Below are 19,554 nucleotides of genomic sequence, written 5' to 3'. Positions count from 1 at the left end.
CCCCGGCACCCCGGGGAGGGCCCCTACCTCGATGTCCGTGCACAGCCACATGGCGGCCCACTACGAGGCGGCCGCAGCAGGGTTGGCCACCTTGGAGCCGCCCGAGTCCCCCCGGCACGTCGTCACCGCCGTCCTCGTCGCCCACGACGGCGCCCGCTGGCTGCCCCGCGCGCTGAGCGGGCTGCTGGAGCAGAACCGCCCCGTGCAGAACATCATCGCGGCCGACACCGGCAGTGCGGACGACACCGCCCGGCTGCTGACAGACGCGCTCGGCGCCGAGCGCGTCCTGCACATGGCGCGCCGCACCGGGTTCGGCACCGCCGTCGAGGAGGCCGCCCGCACCGCGCGCCGGCTCACCCCCGAGGACCTGCCGTACCTCAAGCGGCCCAGCGGCTGGGACCCGGTCAACCGCACCTGGCGGGACGACGCCTACGACCTGCCCGAGCTGCCCTACGGCGAGCCCGTGGAGTGGCTGTGGCTGCTGCACGACGACTGCGCCCCCGAACCGGACACCCTGGCCCAGCTCCTGCGGGTCGTCGACGCGGACCCGTCCGTCGGCATCGCCGGCCCCAAACTCCGCAGCTGGTACGACAAACGCCAGCTCCTGGAGGCCGGGGTCTCCATCGCGCACAGCGGACGGCGCTGGACCGGCATCGAGCGCCGCGAGCAGGACCAGGGCCAACACGACCAGGTGCGCCCCGTGCTGGCCGTCTCCACCGCGGGCATGCTCATCCGCCGCGACGTCTACGACCAGCTCGGCGGATTCGACCGCCGGCTGCCCCTGATGCGCGACGACGTCGACCTGTGCTGGCGCGCCCAGTCCGCCGGGCACCGGGTGCTGACCGTCCCGGACGCCGTGCTGCGGCACGCCGAGGCCGCCTCCCGGGAACGCCGCCCCGTCGACTGCGTGGGGCGCTCCAGCAACGGCGCCAGCCCGCACCGGGTGGACAAGGCGGGCGCCGTCTACACCCTGCTCGCCAACGTGCCCGGCTCCCTGCTGCCCTGGGTGCTGCTGCGCCTGGTCGTCGGCACCGTGCTGCGGACCCTCGGCTACCTCATCGGCAAGGTGCCCGGACAGGCCCTGGACGAGATCACCGGCCTCTCCGGCACCCTGCTGCGCGGCGGCCGCATCCTGACGGCCCGCCGCCGACGGGGCAGGCCCGCCGTCCCGCACAAGGAGCTGCGGCCGCTCTTCCCGCCCCCCGGCGCCACCCTGCGGGCCACCCTCGAACAGGCCACCAGCAGCCTTCCCGGCCGCTCCGAACCGGACTCCTCCGCCGCGGGCCGGCACGGCGCCGCCGAGACGGGCCCCGGGGACGAGGACGCGGACTTCCTGGAGGTCGAACAGTTCGCGCGGCTCAAGCGGCTCGGACAGCAGCCCGGGCCCGTCCTGTTCGCCGTCCTGCTGGTCGTCTCCCTGGTGGCCTGCCGGGCGCTGCTGGGCGGCGGCGCGCTGGCGGGCGGTGCGCTGCTGCCCGCGCCCGACGGGGTCGCGGAGCTGTGGGCGCGCTACGCCGAGGGATGGCATCCGGTGGGAACCGGCGGCACCGTCTCGGCTCCCCCCTACCTCGCCGTCCTGGCCACCTTCGCCACCCTGCTGTTCGGCAGCACCGGGTTCGCGCTGACCCTGCTGCTGGTCTGCTCGGTCCCGCTCGCCGGTGTCACCGCCTACTTCGCCTCCCGCCCCCTGGTCGACTCCCGACTGGTGCGCGCCTGGGCAAGCGTCGCCTACGCCTTCCTGCCCGCCGCCACCGGCGCGCTCGCCCAGGGCCGCATCGGCACCGCCGTGCTCGCCGTACTGCTGCCGCTGCTGGCGCGGGCCGCCGTGGCGGCGAGCGGACTGCGCGGCAAGGGCGGCTGGCGCGCGGCCTGGGCCTACGCGCTGCTGCTGACGTTCACGACCGCGTTCACCCCCGTCGTGTGGCTGATCGCCGCCGTGCTGGCGCTCGCGGTGCTCGCCGTGCGCCGCGCGGACGGTGCCTCGCTCGGCGCGCTCCTGGCCCGGCTGGCCGCCGTCCTGGTGACGCCGCTGGTGCTGCTCGCGCCGTGGTCGCCGACGCTGTTCACCAGCCCCGCGCAGTTCCTGGGCGAGGCCGGTCTGGAGTACGGCACCGGCGCCGCCTCCGCCTTCGACCTGCTGACCCTCTCCCCGGGCGGCCCGGGGACCACGGACGGGCTGTTCCTCGTCGGCCTGGTGCTGGCCGGGCTCGCGGCCCTGCTGCGCAGCGAGCGGCGGCTCGCCGTGTCCGCCGCGTGGGCCGCCGCGCTGGTGGCGCTGCTGGCGGCGGCGGTGTCCAACGGCTCCGCCTGGGCCGGTCCCGCCACCCTCGTCTACGGGCTCGCGCTGCTGTGCGCCGCCGCGGTCGGTGCCGAGGGTGCCAAGGAGCGGGTGGCGGCGCAGAGCTTCGGCTGGCGCCAGCCCGCCGCCGCCCTGGTCGCCGCGGCCTGCGTGCTCGCCCCGCTGGTCGCCGCCGGGGGATGGATGCTGCGCGGCGCCGACGGCCCGCTCTCCCGGCGCGACCCGGTGCAGGTGCCCGCGTTCGTCGCCGAGGAGAGCACCACCAGCGACCAGGCCCGCACCCTGGTCCTCGACCAGCCCGAGGGCGCCACGGGTGTCACCTACACGCTCACCCGCGGCGCGGGCGCCCGGCTGGGCGACGCCGACCTGGCGGCGGCCGAGGGCGACGACGGACGCCTGGACGGCGTGGTCTCCAACCTCGTGGCCGGGTCCGGCGCCGACCAGACCAGCCAACTGGGCGGCTACGCGGTCCGGTACGTGCTGCTGCGCGACGGCGCCTCGCGCCGGGTGAGCCGCACCCTGGACGCCACGCCCGGACTGACCCGGCTCAGCCAGGAGGACGGCAGCGCGCTGTGGCGGGTCGACCGCCAGGTGTCGCGTGTCTCGATCGTCCCGGGCGACCCGGAGAAGGGCGCGAGCGGCGCGGTGACGGCACCGGTGGCCGTTCCGGCCGGTCCGGTGGCCTCGCACGCGACGCTGCCGTCCGGCCCCTCCGGGCGGGTGCTGCGGCTCGCGGACCGCGCCGCCGACGGCTGGGAGGCCACCCTCGACGGCAGCCCGCTCAGGAGCGTCACGGTGGACGGCTGGGCGCAGGGCTTCGAACTGCCGACCGAGGGCGGCAAGCTGGAGCTGGACTACCGGACGCCCCTCCCGCACACCGCGTGGGTGTGGACACAGGGCTTCCTCCTGCTGGTCGTCGTCGTCCTGGCGCTGCCGGGTCGACGCCGGGACGTGGACGACGACCTGCCCGAGACCGAGCCGGCGGCGCCCGATCCGTCGGCGGCGGGAGAGGGCCGCAGGGCCCGTCGGCTCCGCGCCGCGGCGGAGGCCGCGCAGGCGCCCCCCGCGCAGTCCGCGCAGGAGCAGCCCCCGGTGCCGCCCGAACCGGCGCCGCCGCAGGATCTGCAGCAGCAGCCGATGCCGGAGCAGCCGGAGTACGACCCCTACGGTCAGCAACCGGTGCCCGCGCAGCCGGAGTACGACCCCTACGGACAGCAGCAGCCCTATGTGCCGCAGCAGTCCCCGTACGCGGACCCGGGCTACGGTCAGGCCGCTCCCTACGAGCAGTCCCCCTATGACGCCTACGGCGCCTACGACGCCTACGGTGCGGCCCCCTACGGCCAGGTCCCGCAGCAGCCCTACGGCCAGGGGCACCAGGAGCAGCAGTACTACGGCGCCCAGCCCGGCTACGACGCCTACCAGCAGCAGTCCTACGAGGAATGGCAGGCCCAGCAGTACGCGGCCCAGCAGTACGCCGCGCCGTACGACCAGCCGCAGGGCCACGACGGGGCGGGCACGCACGGCTACGACAACAGGTACGGCAACGGCGACGGGAGCGAGCAGCAGTGAACCGCACAGTCCTCAGCGTCGGAGCGGTCGCCGTCGCGCTCGCCGCGGTGACCGGCGTCGCCGCGCTCACCGCTCCCGAGGAGGCGGCGAGCAGCGCCGAGAGCGTCGGGACGGCGGCCCGCAAGCCGGTCGAGCGCTCGACGCTGGTCTGCCCGTCCCCGAGCACGTCCGATGTCGCGGAGACCGCCTACGAGGCGTTCACGCCCAAGGGCGGTCCCGGCAAGAAGGGCAGCGCGGCCCTGTACGCGGCCGAGCGCGCCGACCCCCAGGACCCCGCGGACGGCGAGGAGAACGGCGAGTCCGACTCCGAGGAGTCCGGCAAGGACAAGAACCAGGACAAGAACAAGGACGACGCCAAGGACGGCGACTCCGAGGACGGCGGGGGCTCCGAGGGCGGTGCGTCAGGCGAGGACGCCGCCGGGAAGGGGAACGGCAAGCCGTTCCTCTCCCTCAGCAGCCCCGGCACCCCCGTCGCGGCGGAGACGGACGACTCCGAGGCCCCCGCGCTGACCGGCACCGCCGACGGCCCCTTCGCGCCGGGCTGGACGGTGCAGCAGACGACGACCGTCGCCGCCGGAGCGGGGCGCGGCCTGCAGGGCACGTCCTGCTCGGTGCCGGACACCTCGTTCTGGTTCCCGGGCGCGGGCACGGCCGAGGGCCGGCAGGACTACGTCCACCTCACCAACCCGGACAGCACCCCCGCGGTCGTCGACCTGGAGCTGTACGGCAAGGAGGGCAAGGAGAAGGCCGGGCAGGGCAGCGGCAAGGGGATCACCGTCCCGCCGCACGCCACCGTTCCCGTGCTGCTGTCCACCCTGACCCCCGAACCGGTCACCAACGTGACGCTGCATGTGATCGCGCGCTCCGGCCGGGTGGGGGCCCTGATCCAGTCCTCGGACCGCAAGCTGGGCGGTGACTGGCTGGCGCCCTCCGCCGACCCGGGGCCCGGCCAGGTGCTGCCGGGCATTCCCGAGGACGCGACGGCGGTCCGGCTCTCGGTGCTCGCCCCCGGTGGCGCGGACGCGGACCTGAAGGTGCAGCTCGCGGGCAAGTCCGGGCGGATCAGCCCGGCCGGGCACGAGTCCCTGCACGTGAAGGCGGGCATGGTCACCACCGTCGACCTCAAGGGCTTGATCAAGGGCGAGGCCGGCTCGCTGGTGCTCTCCCCGGCCGAGGACGGCGACGACGCCCCGGACGTGGTGGCGGCGGCGCGGGTGCTGCGCGGCAAGGGGAGCAAGCAGGAGACGGCGTTCATCCCGGCGACGGCACCCGTGCAGAAGCGGGCCACCGCCGCGGGCAACACCGCGAGCGGAACCACCCTGGCGCTGGCCGCCCCGGAGGGCGGCGCGAAGGTGCGGGTGACCGCGTCGCCGGGCAGCGGCGGCGGCAGCCCCAAGAGCACCACCGTCACGCTCAAGGGGCACACCACCAAGGCGTTCACCCCGCCCCGTCCCGCGGACGGCAAGGGCGGCTACGCGGTGACGGTGGAGCGCCTCTCGGGCGGCCCGGTCTACGCCTCCCGCACGTTGGAGCACGAGCAGTCCGGCGTCCCCGGGTTCACCGTGCAGACGCTCCCCGACGACCGGAGCACGGTCGCCGTACCGGAGTCGGCCCAGGACCTGTCGGTGCTCAACGACGACGAGTGAGCGCACGGAGCGGACGGGAGGCCGGACCGTCCGCTCCCGGCGGGGTGCCCGGTCCCGGCCGTGGCGGTGTGCCTAGTCCTGGCCGTAGCGGGGGTCCACCGACTCGGGCTCCAGGCCCAGCAGTTCGGCCACCTGCTCGACCACCACCTCGTGCACCAGAAGGGCCCGCTCGTCCCTGCTGCGGCTGCGGATCTCCACCGGGCGCCGGAAGACGATCACACGGTCCGGGTGCTCGCCGCCGCCCTCGGTGACCCGGCCGAGCGGTACGGCGTCGTCGCCCTCGCGCACCTCCCCGTTGTCCGACCGCGGCACCTCCTGGACGGCGAACTCGACACCGGCCAGTTGCGGCCAGTGCCGCTCCAGGCGGGTCACCGAGTCGCGCACCAGATCGTCGAACGCCTCTGCCCGGCTGATGGCGAGCGGCACTTGGGGTGGGGCGACGGGGCCGCGCATGCCGCGGCCGTGGCGGTCTCGGCGGCGCGGCCGGGAGTCGGCCCGGCGCGGCGGTACGGGGCTGTCCATCGCCCCCGAGCGTAGCCCGCCGCGGGGCCCGTGCGGGGCGCGACGGGCGGGTGCGGGCCGCCGCGCCCGCTTCGGCGGACGGCGGCATCGCGCCCACGCCGCCGGGACGGCCGTCCGTTCCGGCGGAACGGGCACCGGGACCGACCATGACCAGGCGCGCAGCCCGGGGTGTGTGCGCCCGCCGGCTGCGCGGGCCGGCCGGGGGCGGGGGCGACGGACCTCTCGGTCTGCCGTTCAGCGGATCGGACGTTTCCGAAGAACCCGGATGACCCGGACGACACGGCAGGGTGACGTCCTGGCGAGTCGTCGCAGCCCGCTCAAGAGTGCGGTACGGTCCAACGCTGTGAGCCCTGTACGTCGCTGTTCGCGCACCGCTTGCGGTCGTCCCGCCGTCGCGACGCTGACGTACGTCTACGCGGACTCAACCGCCGTCCTGGGCCCCCTCGCCACCTACGCCGAGCCGCACTGCTACGACCTGTGCGCCGAGCACTCCGAGCGGCTCACCGCACCACGCGGCTGGGAGGTGGTCCGGCTCGCCGTCGACACGGCCGCCGCCCGCCCCAGCGGCGACGATCTGGAAGCCCTGGCCGACGCCGTGCGCGAGGCGGCCCGGACACCGCGCCCCGACCCGCGGGGCCCGGCCCCGCGCGACCGGCGGGGCGGGCCCGAGGCGGGCGAGGCCGACGCGACGGAGGTCGCCCGGCGCGGCCATCTGAGGGTCCTGCGGCCCCCGGAGCCGTAGCGCACCGCGCTGCCGCACGGCGCCCTTCCGTGCCGCGGGTAGATTTGGGACCGTTTACGACCGACGACCCAGGAGAGGCTGGCCGTGGCTGATCTGTCTCAGATCGTGAAGGCGTACGACGTGCGCGGTGTGGTGCCGGACCAGTGGGACGAGGCGACAGCCGAACTGTTCGGCGCCGCCTTCGTCCATGTCACCGGCGCTTCGGCGCTCGTCGTCGGACACGACATGCGGCCCTCCTCACCCGGCCTCGTCCGGGCGTTCGGCCGGGGCGCGGCCGGACAGGGCGCCGACGTCACCGAGATCGGCCTGTGTTCGACCGACGAGCTGTACTTCGCCAGCGGCAAACTCGACCTGCCCGGCGCGATGTTCACCGCCAGCCACAACCCCGCCCGCTACAACGGCATCAAGATGTGCCGGGCGGGCGCGGCACCGGTGGGCGAGGAGACCGGGCTGGCCGAGATCCGCGCCCTGGTGGAGCGGTGGTCGGACGGCGGCGGCGCACCCGTCTCCGACAAGCCCCAAGGCACCGTCACCCGGCGGGACATGCTCGCGGAGTACGCCGAGCACCTGCACTCCCTGGTCGACCTGTCGCACATCCGCCGGCTCACGGTCGTGGTCGACGCGGGCAACGGGATGGGCGGGCTGACCGTTCCCTTCGTGCTGTCCGGGCTGCCGCTCGAACTCCACGATCTGTACTTCGAGCTGGACGGCACCTTCCCCAACCACGAGGCCAACCCGCTCGATCCGAAGAACATCGTCGACCTGCAGCGCCGGGTCCGCGAGGTCGGCGCCGACCTCGGCCTGGCCTTCGACGGCGACGCCGACCGCTGCTTCGTGGTGGACGAGAACGGCGACCCGGTCCCGCCGTCCGCGATCACCGCGCTGGTCGCCTCGCGCGAGCTGGCCAAGGCGCCCGGCTCCACCGTCATCCACAACCTGATCACCTCCTGGTCGGTCCCCGAGGTGATCAGAGAGAGCGGCGGGCAGCCGGTCCGCACCCGCGTCGGCCACTCCTTCATCAAGCAGGAGATGGCCAGGACGGGTGCCATCTTCGGCGGCGAGCACTCGGCCCACTACTACTTCCGCGACTTCTGGAACGCCGACACCGGCATGCTCGCCGCCCTCCACGTGCTGGCCGCGCTCGGCGGACAGGACGGCACCCTCTCCCGCCTCGTCGCCCACTACGACCGCTACGCCTCCTCCGGCGAGATCAACAGCACCGTCGAGGACCAGTTCAACCGCACGGCAGCCGTCAAGGCCGCCTTCGCGGGCCGGGAGAGCGTCACCATGGACGAGCTGGACGGCCTCACCGTCACCGGCGTCAACTGGTGGTTCAACCTGCGCCCCTCCAACACCGAACCGCTGCTGCGGCTGAACGTGGAGGCCCGCGACGCCGCCACCGTCGAGCGGGTCCGCGACGAGGTGCTGGCCATCGTGCGGGCGGAGGGCGAGCGGACCCTCACGGTCTGACGGCCGCCCCCGGTACCGCCGACCGCACCCGGCGGTACCCTGACGGCACAGTCACCGCAGCCGCAGCCGCAGCCGCAGCCGCAGCCGCAGCCGCAGCCGCAGCCGCACACCGCACCTGGAGGAAGACATGCCGCTCGAAGCCGGACTCCTGGAGATCCTCGCCTGTCCGGCGTGCCACGCGCCGCTGCGTGAGGAGGGCGATGAACTGCAGTGCACCGGGGACGCGGAGTGCGGCCTGGCCTACCCCGTACGCGACGGCATCCCGGTGCTCCTGGTGGACGAGGCCCGCCGGCCCGCCTGACCCGGGCCCGCCGCGGCACCCGGCGACACGGCGGCGCCGCCACCGGGACGCGCCGCCGCGCAGAGCCGGCGACGTGCCGACGGAGCGCCGCACCCGCGGTGGCTGCCGCCACGCGCAGCACCGGAAGCGATCGGAGGCACGGAAGATGCTCGACGAGACGCTCCTCGACGCCCCCGAGGACCTGGCCCGCGCCGACGCCCGCGGTCTGCTGCGCGGCGCCGCACAGGCCGGTGCGCACGTGCGCACCGGCATCCGGCAGGCAGCCGAGGCGGGGGTGGACACGCTCCGCCCCGAGGGCCGCCCCCGCGCGCTCCTGGTCGCCGGTCCGGGGACCGCCGTCGCCTGCGTCACGGACCTGCTGGGCGCCCTCACCAACGGCTCCCTGCCCGTCACCGGTCTGCGCCCCACCGGCGCCCGGGCCACCGGCGACGCACTGCGCTGGACGCTGCCCGGCTGGGCCGGGCCGCTGGACCTGCTGCTGCTCGTCACCCCGGACGGCACCGAACCCGGTCTCCCGGCGCTGCTCGACCAGGCGTACCGGCGCGGCTGCTCCGTCGTCGCCGTCACCCCGCGCGGCACCCCGCTGGCCGACGCGCTCGGCGAGACCCGCGGCCTCACCCTGCCCCCGGCCCCGGCCCCGCACGCGAGCCACTCCCCGCCGGACCACCCCGGGCACCCGCTGGACCCCGCAGCCCCCGCCGCTCCGCCCGGCGGCGGACCCGGCACCTTCTGGAGCCTGACCACCCCGCTGCTGCTGCTGTGCGACCGCCTCGGACTGACCCGCAGCGGCCCCGCGGAGCTCGCCGGGCTCGCCGACCGGCTGGACGAGGTCGCCGAACGCTGCGGTCCCGCCGTGCCGACCTACAGCAACCCCGGCAAGACCCTCGCCGTCGAACTGGCGGGCTCGATACCGCTGCTGTGGAGCGAGGGCGGCGTCGCGGGCGCCGCGGCGCGGCACTGGTCCGCGGTCCTGGCCGCGCTCTGCGGGCGCCCCGCGCTCACGGCGGGCCTGCCCGAGGCCCTGACGGCGCACGGAGCCCTGCTGACCGGGCCCTTCGCCCCGGCCTCCGGCCAGGACGACTTCTTCCGCGACCGGGTCGAGGACGAGCAGACGACCCGCGTCCGCGTCGTCCTGCTCCGTGAGGCACCGCCCGGCGGCGACTCCGCGACCGTGCCGGCCCGCGACCTGGCCTACGCGCACGGAGCGGCACTCAGCGAGCTGGAACCGGCCGAGGGCAGCGGACCGCTGGAGGCGGCCGCCGAACTGATCGCCACCGCCGATTTCGCCGCCGTTCACCTCACGCTCGCCGACAGCGACTCCCCTTGGGCAGGACGCGGCACCCGGGCGTGACACGGCTCGCGGTGTGACCCCGCGCCCACCGCACCCCGCACGGAACACCTCCCCGCAGGACAGGAACAGCACCTCTCATGGACCGTCTGGAGAACTCCGTCAGGCCGTACGCCTGGGGCTCCACCACCGCCATCCCGGAACTGCTCGGCCAGGAGCCCACCGGCCGCCCGCAGGCCGAACTGTGGATGGGGGCGCACCCCGGCGCACCCTCGCGCATCGACCGGGGCGCCGGACCGCTCCCGCTGACCGAGGTGATCGACGCCGCCCCGGAGCGCGAACTGGGCACCCCGGCGGTGCGCGCCTACGGCCCCCGGCTGCCCTTCCTGCTGAAGCTGCTGGCCGCCGCGGCCCCGCTCTCCCTCCAGGTGCACCCCGACAGCACGCAGGCTGCCCGGGGCCACGCCGACGAGGAGGCGCGCGGCATCCCGCTGGACGCGCCGGAGCGCAACTACAAGGACGACAGCCACAAGCCCGAACTCCTCTGCGCCCTCACCCCGTTCGAGGGACTGTGCGGATTCCGGCACCCCGAGGAGGCCGCCGCGCTGCTGGACGGACTCGGCGTGCCCGGACTGAAGCCCTACGTCGACATCCTGCACGCCCGCCCCGGCGGCGAGGCGCTGCGCGAAGTGCTCTCCGCCCTGCTGACGGCGGACCGCGACGCGATGGCCGCCACCGTCGCCGCTGCCGCCGAAGCAGCCGCCGCGCGCCCCGGGTACGCGGTCTACGCGGACATCGCGCACCACTACCCGGGCGACCCCGGAGTGCTCGCCGCGATGCTCCTCAACCACGTCGTGCTGCGCCCCGGTGAGGCGCTGTACCTCGCCGCCGGAGTGCCGCACGCCTACCTCGGCGGCCTCGGCGTCGAGATCATGGCCAGCTCCGACAACGTGCTGCGCTGCGGGCTGACGCCCAAGCACGTGGACGTACCCGAACTGCTGCGCATCGTGCGCTTCGAGCACACCGAGCCGGGCGTGCTGCGGCCCGAGGCCGACGAGGTGAGCGGCGAGGAGGTCTACGAGACGCCCGTCGGGGAGTTCCGGCTCTCCCGCTTCGTCCTCCTCCCCGGCGCCCCGGCGCACCCGCTGGACCCGTCCGCCGCGCAGATCCTGCTGTGCACCGCGGGCGCCGTCGTCCTGCACGGCGGGGCCGACGGCAGTGCGGAACTCGTCCTGGCGCCCGGGCAGTCCGCCTACGTTCCGGCCGACGAGCCGGTACGGATCTCGGGTGACGGTACGCTCTTCCGCGCCACCGCTGCCGTCTGATCGGACGGTCGCACAGCAGCAGGAAGGGACCTCTCACTCGTGAGTGCATCAGGCGGAACAAAGGCGATCGTCGCCGCGCTGGGCGCCAACCTGGCCATCGCCGTCGCCAAGTTCGTCGCGGCCGCCTTCAGCGGCTCGGCCTCCATGCTGGCCGAGGGCGTCCACTCGGTGGCCGACTCCGGGAACCAGGCCCTCCTGCTGCTGGGCGGGAAGAAGGCCAAGAAGGAAGCCAACGAGGAGCACCCCTTCGGCTACGGCCGCGAGCGCTACATCTACGGCTTCCTGGTCTCCATCGTCCTGTTCACCGTCGGCGGCGTCTTCGCGCTCTACGAGGGCTACGAGAAGATCGTCCACCCGCACGGGATCGAGCACTGGTACTGGCCGGTCGGCGTGCTCGTCTTCGCCGTGGTGGCCGAGGGCTTCTCCTTCCGGACCGCCATCCGGGAGTCCAACCAGATCCGCGGCAAGCAGAGCTGGACCCAGTTCGTACGCCGCGCCAAGGCACCCGAACTGCCGGTCGTGCTGCTGGAGGACTTCGGCGCGCTCGTCGGCCTCGTCCTCGCCCTCGGCGGCGTCGGCCTCGCCCTGCTCACCGGCGACGGTGTCTGGGACGGCGTGGGCACCATGTGCATCGGTGCGCTGCTCGTCGTCATCGCGCTGGTGCTCGCGGCGGAGACCAAGTCGCTGCTGCTGGGCGAGTCCGCCGCCCCGGCCGAACGGGACCGGATCCGCGCCGCGCTCGTCGACGACGAGACGGTCACCCACGTCATCCACATGCGCACCCTGCACCTGGGCCCGGAGGAACTGCTGGTGGCGGCCAAGGTCGCCGTCCGGCACGACGACACGGCCGCACAGGTCGCCCGTGCCATCGACGCCGCCGAGCACCGCGTCCGCGAAGCCGTCCCGATCGCCCGGGTCATCTACCTGGAGCCGGACGTCCACCGTGCGGAGCAGGACCCCGGGCCGGAGCCGGCGGCGGAACCGGCCGACACGTCCGGCCGCGGCCCCGGCGCCTGACCGGGCCGTCCGCCGGGCTGGGCTGTGCCGGGCCCGCCCGGCCGCCGCGTGCGGTGCGAGGGCCCGCCCCGTGGAAGCGCGGGCGGGCCCTCTTCTTCGCGGCGTCGGCACTGCCGCGGCGGTGTGCTGTCCCGGCGCCGGACGGTGCGCCGGCCTCAGCCGATCTCGGCGAGCGCGGCCAGCACCGCTCCCTTGTCCGGAGCCTCCAGCAACCTGGTGCGGAACGCGGGATCCATCAACTTCCGCGACAGCAGCGCCAGGATGCGCAGATGCTCGTCCCCCGCCGCCGCCTCCGGTACCGCGATCATGAACACCAGCCGCGCCCTGGTCCCGTCCAGCGAGCCCCACTCGATGCCCTCGGCGGATCGTGCGAACCCCACGACCGGAGCGCTGACCGCGTCCGTCTTGGCGTGCGGGACGGCGATCTCCTCGCCGAGCCCCGTCGTGCCCTGCTCCTCGCGGGCGAGCGCGGCCCGTACGAGCGCCTCGCTGTCGGTGACCTTGCCGCTGCGTCCCAACAGCTCGGCCATCTCCCGGATACCGGCTTCCTTGCCGTCGGCCGCGAGCCGCTCGCTCACGGTCTCCGCGGACAGATATCCGGACAGCGCCCCGGACGACTCCGCGGCGGCCGGGGGCTGCTGCGCCGCCCGGGCCGAGTGCGCGGCCGAGTCCGGTGCGGGGTCCGCCGCCGTGCCCGGGGCGGCCGGCGTGGGGCCGGCGGCCGGCATGCGCCGGGCGGTGTCCTCCGGGCCGTCCCCGGTGCGGCCGTCCGCGGCCACCGCGGCCACCGCGGCCACCGCGGGCGGCGCGGGCACCGCCTGCTCCGCGGAGTCCGTGCCGGGAGCGTCCTGCCCGGAACGCCGTGCTCCGAGCGTCACCAGGCCGACCGTGGCCGCCGCCGTGACCGCGGCACCGGTCAGGAGCGCCACGAAGAACATCGCCACACCGTCGACCGCGCCCAGCACCGCCACGATCGGCCCGCCGTGCGGCACGTTGTCCCCGATCGAGGCCAGCCCGGCGATGCCGCCCGCGACGGCGCCGCCGAGCATGTTCGCCGGGATCACCGTGGCGGGCCGTGCGGCGGCGAACGGGATGGCGCCTTCCGTGATGCCGAAGAAACCCATGAACAGTGCGGCCAGGCCGGTCTCCCGCTCCTGGTCGGAGTAGAACCTGCGGCGCAGCAGCGTCGCGAGGCCCTGCCCCAGCGGCGGCACCGGAATGGCCGCCGCGCACATCCCCATCACCTCGGGGCTCTTGGAGACCAGTCCGGCCCCGAACAGGAAGGCGGTCTTGTTGACCGGGCCGCCCATGTCGAAGGCGATCATCAGCCCGAGCACCACGCCCAGCAGCGCGGCGCTGGTCCCCGTCATACCGCCCAGGAAGTCGGTGAGGTTCTCGAAGACCCAGGAGATCGGCCTGCCGATGACATAGATGAAGAACAGGCCGAGCGCGGAGGTCGCCACGATCGGGATCACGATGATCGGCATGATGGGCCGTACGAACCGCGAGACCGGTATCCGCTTGATCCAGCGCACCAGATACCCGGCCAGGAACCCGGTGACGATCGCGCCGATGAAGCCCGCACCGGACTCGGAGTCGTACAGCTCGCCGGTGTTGGCGATCCAGCCGCCGATCATGCCCGGAACCAGCGCGGGACGGTCGCCGATCGCATAGGCGATGTAGCCGGAGAGGATCGGCACCATCAGCGTGAATCCGATCACGCCGATGTCGTTCACGTGCTTCCAGAAGCTGCCGTCGGGGATCACCAGACCGCCGTCGGCCTGCGGATGCCCGCCCAGCGCGAGCGAGACCGCGATCAGCAGTCCGCCGACGACCACGAACGGGATCATGTACGAGACGCCGTTCATCAGCGCCTTGTAGCCGGCGCTGCGCTCCCGGCCCTTGGCCCCGGCGGGTCCGGTGGCCGTCGCGGAGCCGCCGCTCCCGTCGCCGGTGCGGCCGCCGCCGCGGGCGTCGCCGGCCGCAGCGGAGTCCGCGCCGCCCGGGTGCACCGGGGCCGCCCGCACCCGGTCGATGAGCCCGTCGGGGTCGCTGATGCCCTCGGCCACTCCGACGCAGAGCACCCGCTTGCCGCCGAACCGGCTGAGGTCCACGTCCTTGTCGGCGGCGACGATTACGCCGTCCGCAGCGCTGACATCGTTGTCAGACAGCACGTTCTCAGCACCGATGGACCCCTGGGTCTCCACCTTCATGGCGATACCACGGGCTTGCGCGGCCTGGGTCAGTTTTTCCGCCGCCATGTACGTATGGGCGATACCGGTCGGACACGCCGTCACAGCGAGCAGTTTCAGCCCCGGGCCGGCCGGGGGAGCCGCTCCGTCTCGGGGGTCGGCAGGACTGGTCACGTGGGAACTCCTAGCTCGGCCAGGGGGTGGAGGGATGCGTTCTCGCGCCATCGCAAGCGCAGCCACAGCGGCCGCAGGGTGCACCGAACCAGCCGCACGGGCAAAAAAGCAAGCGGCCGAAAACAAACCCCGAGGCGCCCTTGCTGTCAGCGGCGCCCGTCTTGTCCCCTGGACGGGCGGTGTAGATTCGTAGAGCCAGACGTCGCTGCTGATGGCGGTCGGGAGGCCCGGACCCCGGGCCACCGAGGGAGAGAGGGCCTTCGACGGACTGAGCTGCGAGCAGGGGACGAGTGTGCCCGGTCACGATGCGCGCCTCCGCGCGACCGGTACCGCACCGCCCCGGCGCCGCAGCACGGACCAGCCTTATTTCTCGACACCGAGGAGCAGCTCGCAATGACGACGACCTCCACGACCGGCCAGGACTTCAAGGTCGCGGACCTCTCGCTGGCGGCCTTCGGCCGCAAGGAGATCAAGCTCGCCGAGCACGAGATGCCCGGCCTGATGGCGATCCGCAAGGAGTACGCCGCCGACCAGCCGCTCGCGGGCGCCCGTGTCACCGGCTCCCTGCACATGACCGTTCAGACGGCGGTGCTCATCGAAACGCTGGTCGCCCTGGGGGCCGAGGTCCGCTGGGCCTCCTGCAACATCTTCTCCACCCAGGACCACGCCGCCGCGGCGGTCGCCGTCGGCCCCGACGGCACCCCGGAGAACCCGAAGGGCATCCCGGTCTTCGCCTGGAAGGGCGAGACCCTGGAGGAGTACTGGTGGTGCACTGAGCAGGCCCTCACCTGGCCGAACGCCAGCACCGGCGGCCCGAACATGATCCTCGACGACGGTGGTGACGCCACCCTCCTGGTGCACCAGGGCGTCGAGTACGAGAAGGCCGGCTCCGCACCCTCGGTCGACACCGCCGAGAACGACGAGCACCGCGTCGTCCTCTCGGTGCTCAACCGCACCCTCGGCGAGAACCCGCAGAAGTGGACCCAGCTCGCCTCGGAGATCCGCGGCGTCACCGAGGAGACCACCACCGGCGTCCACCGCCTGTACGAGATGCACCAGGCGGGCACGCTGCTCTTCCCGGCGATCAACGTCAACGACGCCGTCACCAAGTCGAAGTTCGACAACAAGTACGGCTGCCGCCACTCGCTGGTCGACGGCATCAACCGCGCCACCGACGTCCTCATCGGCGGCAAGACGACCGTCGTGTGCGGCTACGGCGACGTCGGCAAGGGCTGCGCCGAGTCCCTGCGCGGCCAGGGCGCCCGGGTCCTGATCACCGAGATCGACCCGATCTGCGCCCTGCAGGCGGCGATGGACGGCTACCAGGTGGTGACCCTGGACGACGTGGTCGAGACCGCCGACATCTTCATCACCACCACCGGCAACAAGGACATCATCATGGCCTCGGACATGGCCAAGATGAAGCACCAGGCCATCGTCGGCAACATCGGCCACTTCGACAACGAGATCGACATGGCGGGCCTCGCCGCCATCGACGGCGTCGTCAAGGACGAGGTCAAGCCGCAGGTCCACACCTGGACCTTCAAGGACGGCAAGACCCTCATCATCCTCTCCGAGGGCCGCCTGCTGAACCTGGGCAACGCCACCGGCCACCCCTCGTTCGTGATGTCCAACAGCTTCGCGGACCAGACGATCGCCCAGATCGAACTCTTCACCAAGCCCGAGTCCTACCCGACCGACGTCTACGTCCTGCCCAAGCACCTCGACGAGAAGGTCGCCCGCCTCCACCTCGAGGCCCTGGGTGCCAAGCTGACCACGCTCCGCCCGGAGCAGGCGTCCTACATCGGCGTTCCGGTCGAGGGCCCCTACAAGCCGGACCACTACCGCTACTGAGCACCGCAACCGGTCGGGCCGGTGCGGGAGGCGTACGCGACCGTGCGCTCCCGCATCCGGCCCGGATCGGGACCGGAACCAGGCCCCCCGCCCCGCGGGGGGCCTGCCCGTCACCGCACCGACCCCGGACACCGCCCATGCCCCGCGGCCGCTATTCGCTGCACGATCCGCACGACCACACCTTCCTCGGAGAAGAGCACTTCCACTGCGCCACCGGCCCCTCCGGCTGGCGCTACGTCTCACAGCTCACCGACCCCGCGGGTGAGCACACCGGCTCCGTCGACCTCACGCTCGACGATCTCGGCCGCCCGATCCGGCTCGAACTCCGCGCCGCGAACTGGCGGATCCGCGGAGCGGCACTCGACGGCGTCACCTGGGTGCGTTCCGACCCCGTGGGCGAGCAGGCCCAAGAGGGCAACGCCGCCGCGCACTCCTTCACCGGTGCTTCCCCCGCCTTCCTCATCGCGACCGCGCGGCTGCTGCGCCCGGCTCCCGGTGACCGGGCGACCCGCGTCCGCCTCGTCGCGTTCACACCCCCCGTCCTGGCTCCTCGCACCCTGGACCAGTCCTGGGCGCTGTCCGGCAGCGAAGCACACGACACCGACAACGGCCCGCTCGTCGTGCACAACTACCAGGTCAACGACCTGCAGACGGGGGAGCAGAACGCGGTGCACCTCGCCGGCGACGTCGTTCTGGCGGCCCCGGGCATCGAGTTGGAGGACCTGGAGACACCCCCGTCGGTCTTCGGCCAGGGGTAGCAGCGTCGGAGTCCGGTCCCGAGCCCTCCCGCGCTCCGGGATCCCGACGCCCGTGCTCCCGGCACCTGCCGGACCGGGAACGGACTAGGAGGGCGGCACGAAGCCCGTGCGCGGAGTGGGCGGCCCGTCCTCGCCGCTGCCCCGGGCCGAGCTCTCCCGCTCCGAGGCGGGCCGGGAAGTAGGCGGAGCCGCCGTGGACGACGACGGCTGCGGCTGTGGCGACGGCTGGGACTCCGATGACCGGGAGGGCGGCATCCCGGACGACGGGGGAGACGGGATCCCGGGGGAGCCGGAAGACCGCCGCGCCTCCCGCTCCCGCCGCTCCGCAGCCACTCCGGCCAGATAGCTGATCGCGGGCATCCCGTGCGGTACCGGCACTCCGGTCCGCTCGATGACATCGTCCGCCAGCCGTTCCGCCATCGAGTGCCGCACAGCGGGATCCAGTTGCCCGGCACGCAGCAGGAACTGCCGGATCGCGAGCCAGAGCGCGTCCGGGACGCGCGAGAGATCGAGCTCGGCGAACTCCGCGGCGCACCACCGGGGCGGAGGCGGCAGCGCCGTGCGCCCCGGCCGGGGACCGCGTTCCCGTACCACCAGAGTCCCGGCGAACACGTCCCCCAGCCGGCGGCCCCGCTCGGACACCAGCGAGGCCGTGCAGGCCACCACACCGAACAGCAGCTGCATCTCGACGACACCGACCGCCCCGCGCACCAGCGCGTGCCGGAACCGGATCGGACCGCCGTCGTCCCGCACGACCCGCAGCCCCGCTGCGATCTTGCCGACCGAACGTCCCCCGGTGAGCGTCTCGACCGCGATCGGCAGCCCGACGAGCACCACCACGAACAGCCCCACCTGCACGGCCGCCAGCGCCGCTGGGTCCAGGGAGTCCACCGACACCAGCAGGGCGAGCGTCAGCGCGAGGTACATGACCCAGACGATGACCAGGTCCACGCAGACGGCCAGCGCCCTGCTCGGCAGCCGCGCCGGACGCAGCCCGAGCACGACGGCCTCCCCGGTCACCAGCTCACTCATCGCACACCCCCGGTTCGTCGGCCGCGGCACGAGGGCAGCACAGCCGCCCGCGCACCTGATGGGACGCTCCCGCCGCGGCACCACTCGGCACCTGCGGCAACCATCCGGCGCCGCAGCCCCAGTCTTCCAGTAGGACGATCTGGGAAACTCGCTCCATGGACCTGGACGTCTTCGTCTCGGCGCACCGCGCGGAGTGGGACCGCCTGGACGCACTGCTGCGCCGCCACCGCCGGCTCTCCGGCGCGGAGGCCGACGAACTCGTCCGGCTCTACCAGCGCGCCGCCACCCACCTCTCCCAGGTGCGGTCGAGTGCGCCGGATCCGGACCTCACCGAACGCCTCACCCAGCTCGTCGCCCGCGCGCGCAGCGCGGTCACCGGAGCGCACACCGCCTCCTGGCGGGATGCGGTGCGCTTCTTCACCGCCGGCTTCCCCGCAGCCGTCTACCGCTCGCGCACCTGGTGGGTCCCGACCGCCCTGCTGTCCATCGTGCTGACGGCGCTCATCGCGGGGTGGGTGGGCACCCACCCCGAGGTCCGCGCCACCATCGGAGCACCGGAGGAACTCCGCGAGATGACGCGCTCCGGCGGCCGGTACGAGGCGTACTACTCCAGCCACCCCGCCACCTCCTTCGCGGCCCAGGTATGGACGAACAACGCCCAGGCCGCAGCCCTCTGCCTGGCCTTCGGCGCCCTCCTCGGCGTCCCCGTGCTCTGGGTGCTCTTCCAGAACGTCCTCAACCTCGGTGTCGGCATCGGACTCATGGGCTCCGCCGGCCGCCTCGACACCTTTCTCGGCCTGCTGCTGCCGCACGGCCTCCTCGAACTGACAGCCGTCTTCGTCGCGGCGGGCACGGGGCTGCGGCTGGGCTGGACCGTCATCGATCCGGGACCACGGAGCCGGCGGACAGCACTGGCAGAGGAAGGACGTTCGGCACTCGGCATGGCCCTCGGACTGGCGGCCGTCCTCCTGGTCTCCGGAGCCGTGGAAGCCTTCGTGACCCCTTCCGGCCTGCCCACCTGGGCGCGCATCCTGATCGGAGTCCTGGTGGAACTGGCCTTCCTCGGCTACGTGTACGTGCTGGGACGCCGTGCGGCCGGGATGGGCGAAACCGGTGACATCGCCGTGTCGGACCGCTCGGCCGAGGCACCCACCGCCGCATGATGTGCGTGGACAGCCGGGAACCTGCTACTGTCCTCTCCGCCCCGGAAAACCGTTGACGCGGTGGCCTGCGGGCAGTAGATTCGAACAGTTGCCTAGAGTTGGACAAGCTCGGCAGCAGCAGTTAGATTCTTCTCCGCTTCGACTCACGAAATCCGGCAACGGAATTCTCGTGCGAGAAGCACTCCGAACTCCTAGCAGATTC

Annotated in this window: 14 protein-coding genes; 11 read left to right on the top strand and 3 right to left on the bottom strand. The window is 73.7% G+C overall.

The genetic code is table 11. From position 1 onward, the window contains the following. Positions 1 to 31 precede the first annotated feature (31 nt). Both A949_RS0115260 and A949_RS0115255 read left to right on the top strand, forming a co-directional pair. Positions 32 to 3,868 (top strand): glycosyltransferase, encoded by a 3,837-nt coding sequence (locus A949_RS0115260; RefSeq protein WP_019356885.1) that lies wholly within the window; start codon positions 32 to 34, stop codon positions 3,866 to 3,868. After that, positions 3,865 to 5,514: a DUF5719 family protein gene (locus A949_RS0115255; protein WP_019356884.1), complete on the top strand. Its 1,650-nt coding sequence runs from the start codon at positions 3,865 to 3,867 to the stop codon at positions 5,512 to 5,514. Before A949_RS0115260 ends, A949_RS0115255 begins: the two co-directional genes overlap by 4 nt. Before the next feature lie 72 nt (positions 5,515 to 5,586). On the opposite strand, the gene A949_RS0115250 is transcribed toward A949_RS0115255, so the two are convergent. Next, positions 5,587 to 6,036, bottom strand: a complete 450-nt coding sequence (locus A949_RS0115250; protein ID WP_037706488.1) for a metallopeptidase family protein — start codon at positions 6,034 to 6,036, stop codon at positions 5,587 to 5,589. Positions 6,037 to 6,331: 295 nt separating this feature from the next. Between A949_RS0115250 and A949_RS0115245 the strand changes: the two genes are divergently transcribed. The 6 genes from A949_RS0115245 (at position 6,332) to A949_RS0115220 (ending at position 12,179) form a co-directional block, all read left to right on the top strand. Beyond that, positions 6,332 to 6,778, top strand: a complete 447-nt coding sequence (locus A949_RS0115245) for a DUF3499 domain-containing protein (RefSeq protein ID WP_078534367.1) — start codon at positions 6,332 to 6,334, stop codon at positions 6,776 to 6,778. Positions 6,779 to 6,862: 84 nt separating this feature from the next. Next, positions 6,863 to 8,248 (top strand): phosphomannomutase/phosphoglucomutase, encoded by a 1,386-nt coding sequence (locus A949_RS0115240; RefSeq protein ID WP_026004667.1) that lies wholly within the window; start codon positions 6,863 to 6,865, stop codon positions 8,246 to 8,248. Positions 8,249 to 8,375: 127 nt separating this feature from the next. Continuing rightward, positions 8,376 to 8,549: a Trm112 family protein gene (locus A949_RS36550; RefSeq protein ID WP_019356880.1), complete on the top strand. Its 174-nt coding sequence runs from the start codon at positions 8,376 to 8,378 to the stop codon at positions 8,547 to 8,549. A gap of 145 nt (positions 8,550 to 8,694) precedes the next feature. Next, a complete protein-coding gene (locus A949_RS0115230) occupies positions 8,695 to 9,900 on the top strand; it encodes an SIS domain-containing protein (RefSeq protein ID WP_019356879.1) in 1,206 nt (401 codons plus the stop codon). Between the two features lie 77 nt (positions 9,901 to 9,977). Continuing rightward, positions 9,978 to 11,162, top strand: coding sequence for a mannose-6-phosphate isomerase, class I (gene manA, locus A949_RS0115225; protein ID WP_019356878.1), 1,185 nt, complete (start codon positions 9,978 to 9,980; stop codon positions 11,160 to 11,162). 39 nt (positions 11,163 to 11,201) lie between these two features. Next, positions 11,202 to 12,179 carry a cation diffusion facilitator family transporter gene (locus A949_RS0115220; RefSeq protein ID WP_019356877.1) on the top strand — a complete coding sequence of 326 codons (978 nt, stop codon included), beginning with the start codon at positions 11,202 to 11,204 and terminating at the stop codon, positions 12,177 to 12,179. A 155-nt stretch (positions 12,180 to 12,334) separates the two neighbouring features. On the opposite strand, the gene A949_RS0115215 is transcribed toward A949_RS0115220, so the two are convergent. Continuing rightward, a complete protein-coding gene (locus A949_RS0115215; protein ID WP_026004666.1) occupies positions 12,335 to 14,545 on the bottom strand; it encodes a fructose-specific PTS transporter subunit EIIC in 2,211 nt (736 codons plus the stop codon). A gap of 393 nt (positions 14,546 to 14,938) precedes the next feature. On the opposite strand from A949_RS0115215, the gene ahcY reads away from it, so the two are divergent. Next, entirely contained in the window at positions 14,939 to 16,399 is a 1,461-nt protein-coding gene (gene ahcY, locus A949_RS0115210) for an adenosylhomocysteinase (protein WP_019356875.1), read from the top strand. 137 nt (positions 16,400 to 16,536) lie between these two features. Further along, a complete protein-coding gene (locus A949_RS0115205) occupies positions 16,537 to 17,157 on the top strand; it encodes a hypothetical protein (protein WP_019356874.1) in 621 nt (206 codons plus the stop codon). A gap of 84 nt (positions 17,158 to 17,241) precedes the next feature. On the opposite strand, the gene A949_RS33535 is transcribed toward A949_RS0115205, so the two are convergent. Further along, positions 17,242 to 18,189 carry an RDD family protein gene (locus A949_RS33535; protein WP_019356873.1) on the bottom strand — a complete coding sequence of 316 codons (948 nt, stop codon included), beginning with the start codon at positions 18,187 to 18,189 and terminating at the stop codon, positions 17,242 to 17,244. 155 nt (positions 18,190 to 18,344) lie between these two features. On the opposite strand from A949_RS33535, the gene A949_RS0115195 reads away from it, so the two are divergent. Next, complete coding sequence (locus A949_RS0115195) at positions 18,345 to 19,352, top strand: stage II sporulation protein M (RefSeq protein WP_019356872.1); 1,008 nt, start codon at positions 18,345 to 18,347, stop codon at positions 19,350 to 19,352. Positions 19,353 to 19,554 lie beyond the last annotated feature (202 nt).

Origin of the sequence: Streptomyces sp. AA1529, assembly GCF_000280905.1 — a bacterium.
Lineage (GTDB): Bacteria > Actinomycetota > Actinomycetes > Streptomycetales > Streptomycetaceae > Streptomyces.
This window is presented reverse-complemented; position numbering and strand designations above follow the sequence as displayed.

Excerpts from the sequence above, each read along its gene's own strand:
- A949_RS0115195 (WP_019356872.1), top strand. The coding sequence starts at position 18,345 with ATGGACCTGGACGTCTTCGTCTCGGCGCACCGCGCGGAGTGGGACCGC.
- A949_RS36550 (WP_019356880.1), top strand. The coding sequence starts at position 8,376 with ATGCCGCTCGAAGCCGGACTCCTGGAGATCCTCGCCTGTCCGGCGTGC.
- ahcY (WP_019356875.1), top strand. The coding sequence starts at position 14,939 with ATGACGACGACCTCCACGACCGGCCAGGACTTCAAGGTCGCGGACCTC.
- A949_RS0115260 (WP_019356885.1), top strand. The coding sequence starts at position 32 with ATGTCCGTGCACAGCCACATGGCGGCCCACTACGAGGCGGCCGCAGCA.
- A949_RS0115230 (WP_019356879.1), top strand. The coding sequence starts at position 8,695 with ATGCTCGACGAGACGCTCCTCGACGCCCCCGAGGACCTGGCCCGCGCC.
- A949_RS0115205 (WP_019356874.1), top strand. The coding sequence starts at position 16,537 with ATGCCCCGCGGCCGCTATTCGCTGCACGATCCGCACGACCACACCTTC.
- A949_RS0115250 (WP_037706488.1), bottom strand. The coding sequence starts at position 6,036 with ATGGACAGCCCCGTACCGCCGCGCCGGGCCGACTCCCGGCCGCGCCGC.
- A949_RS33535 (WP_019356873.1), bottom strand. The coding sequence starts at position 18,189 with ATGAGTGAGCTGGTGACCGGGGAGGCCGTCGTGCTCGGGCTGCGTCCG.
- manA (WP_019356878.1), top strand. The coding sequence starts at position 9,978 with ATGGACCGTCTGGAGAACTCCGTCAGGCCGTACGCCTGGGGCTCCACC.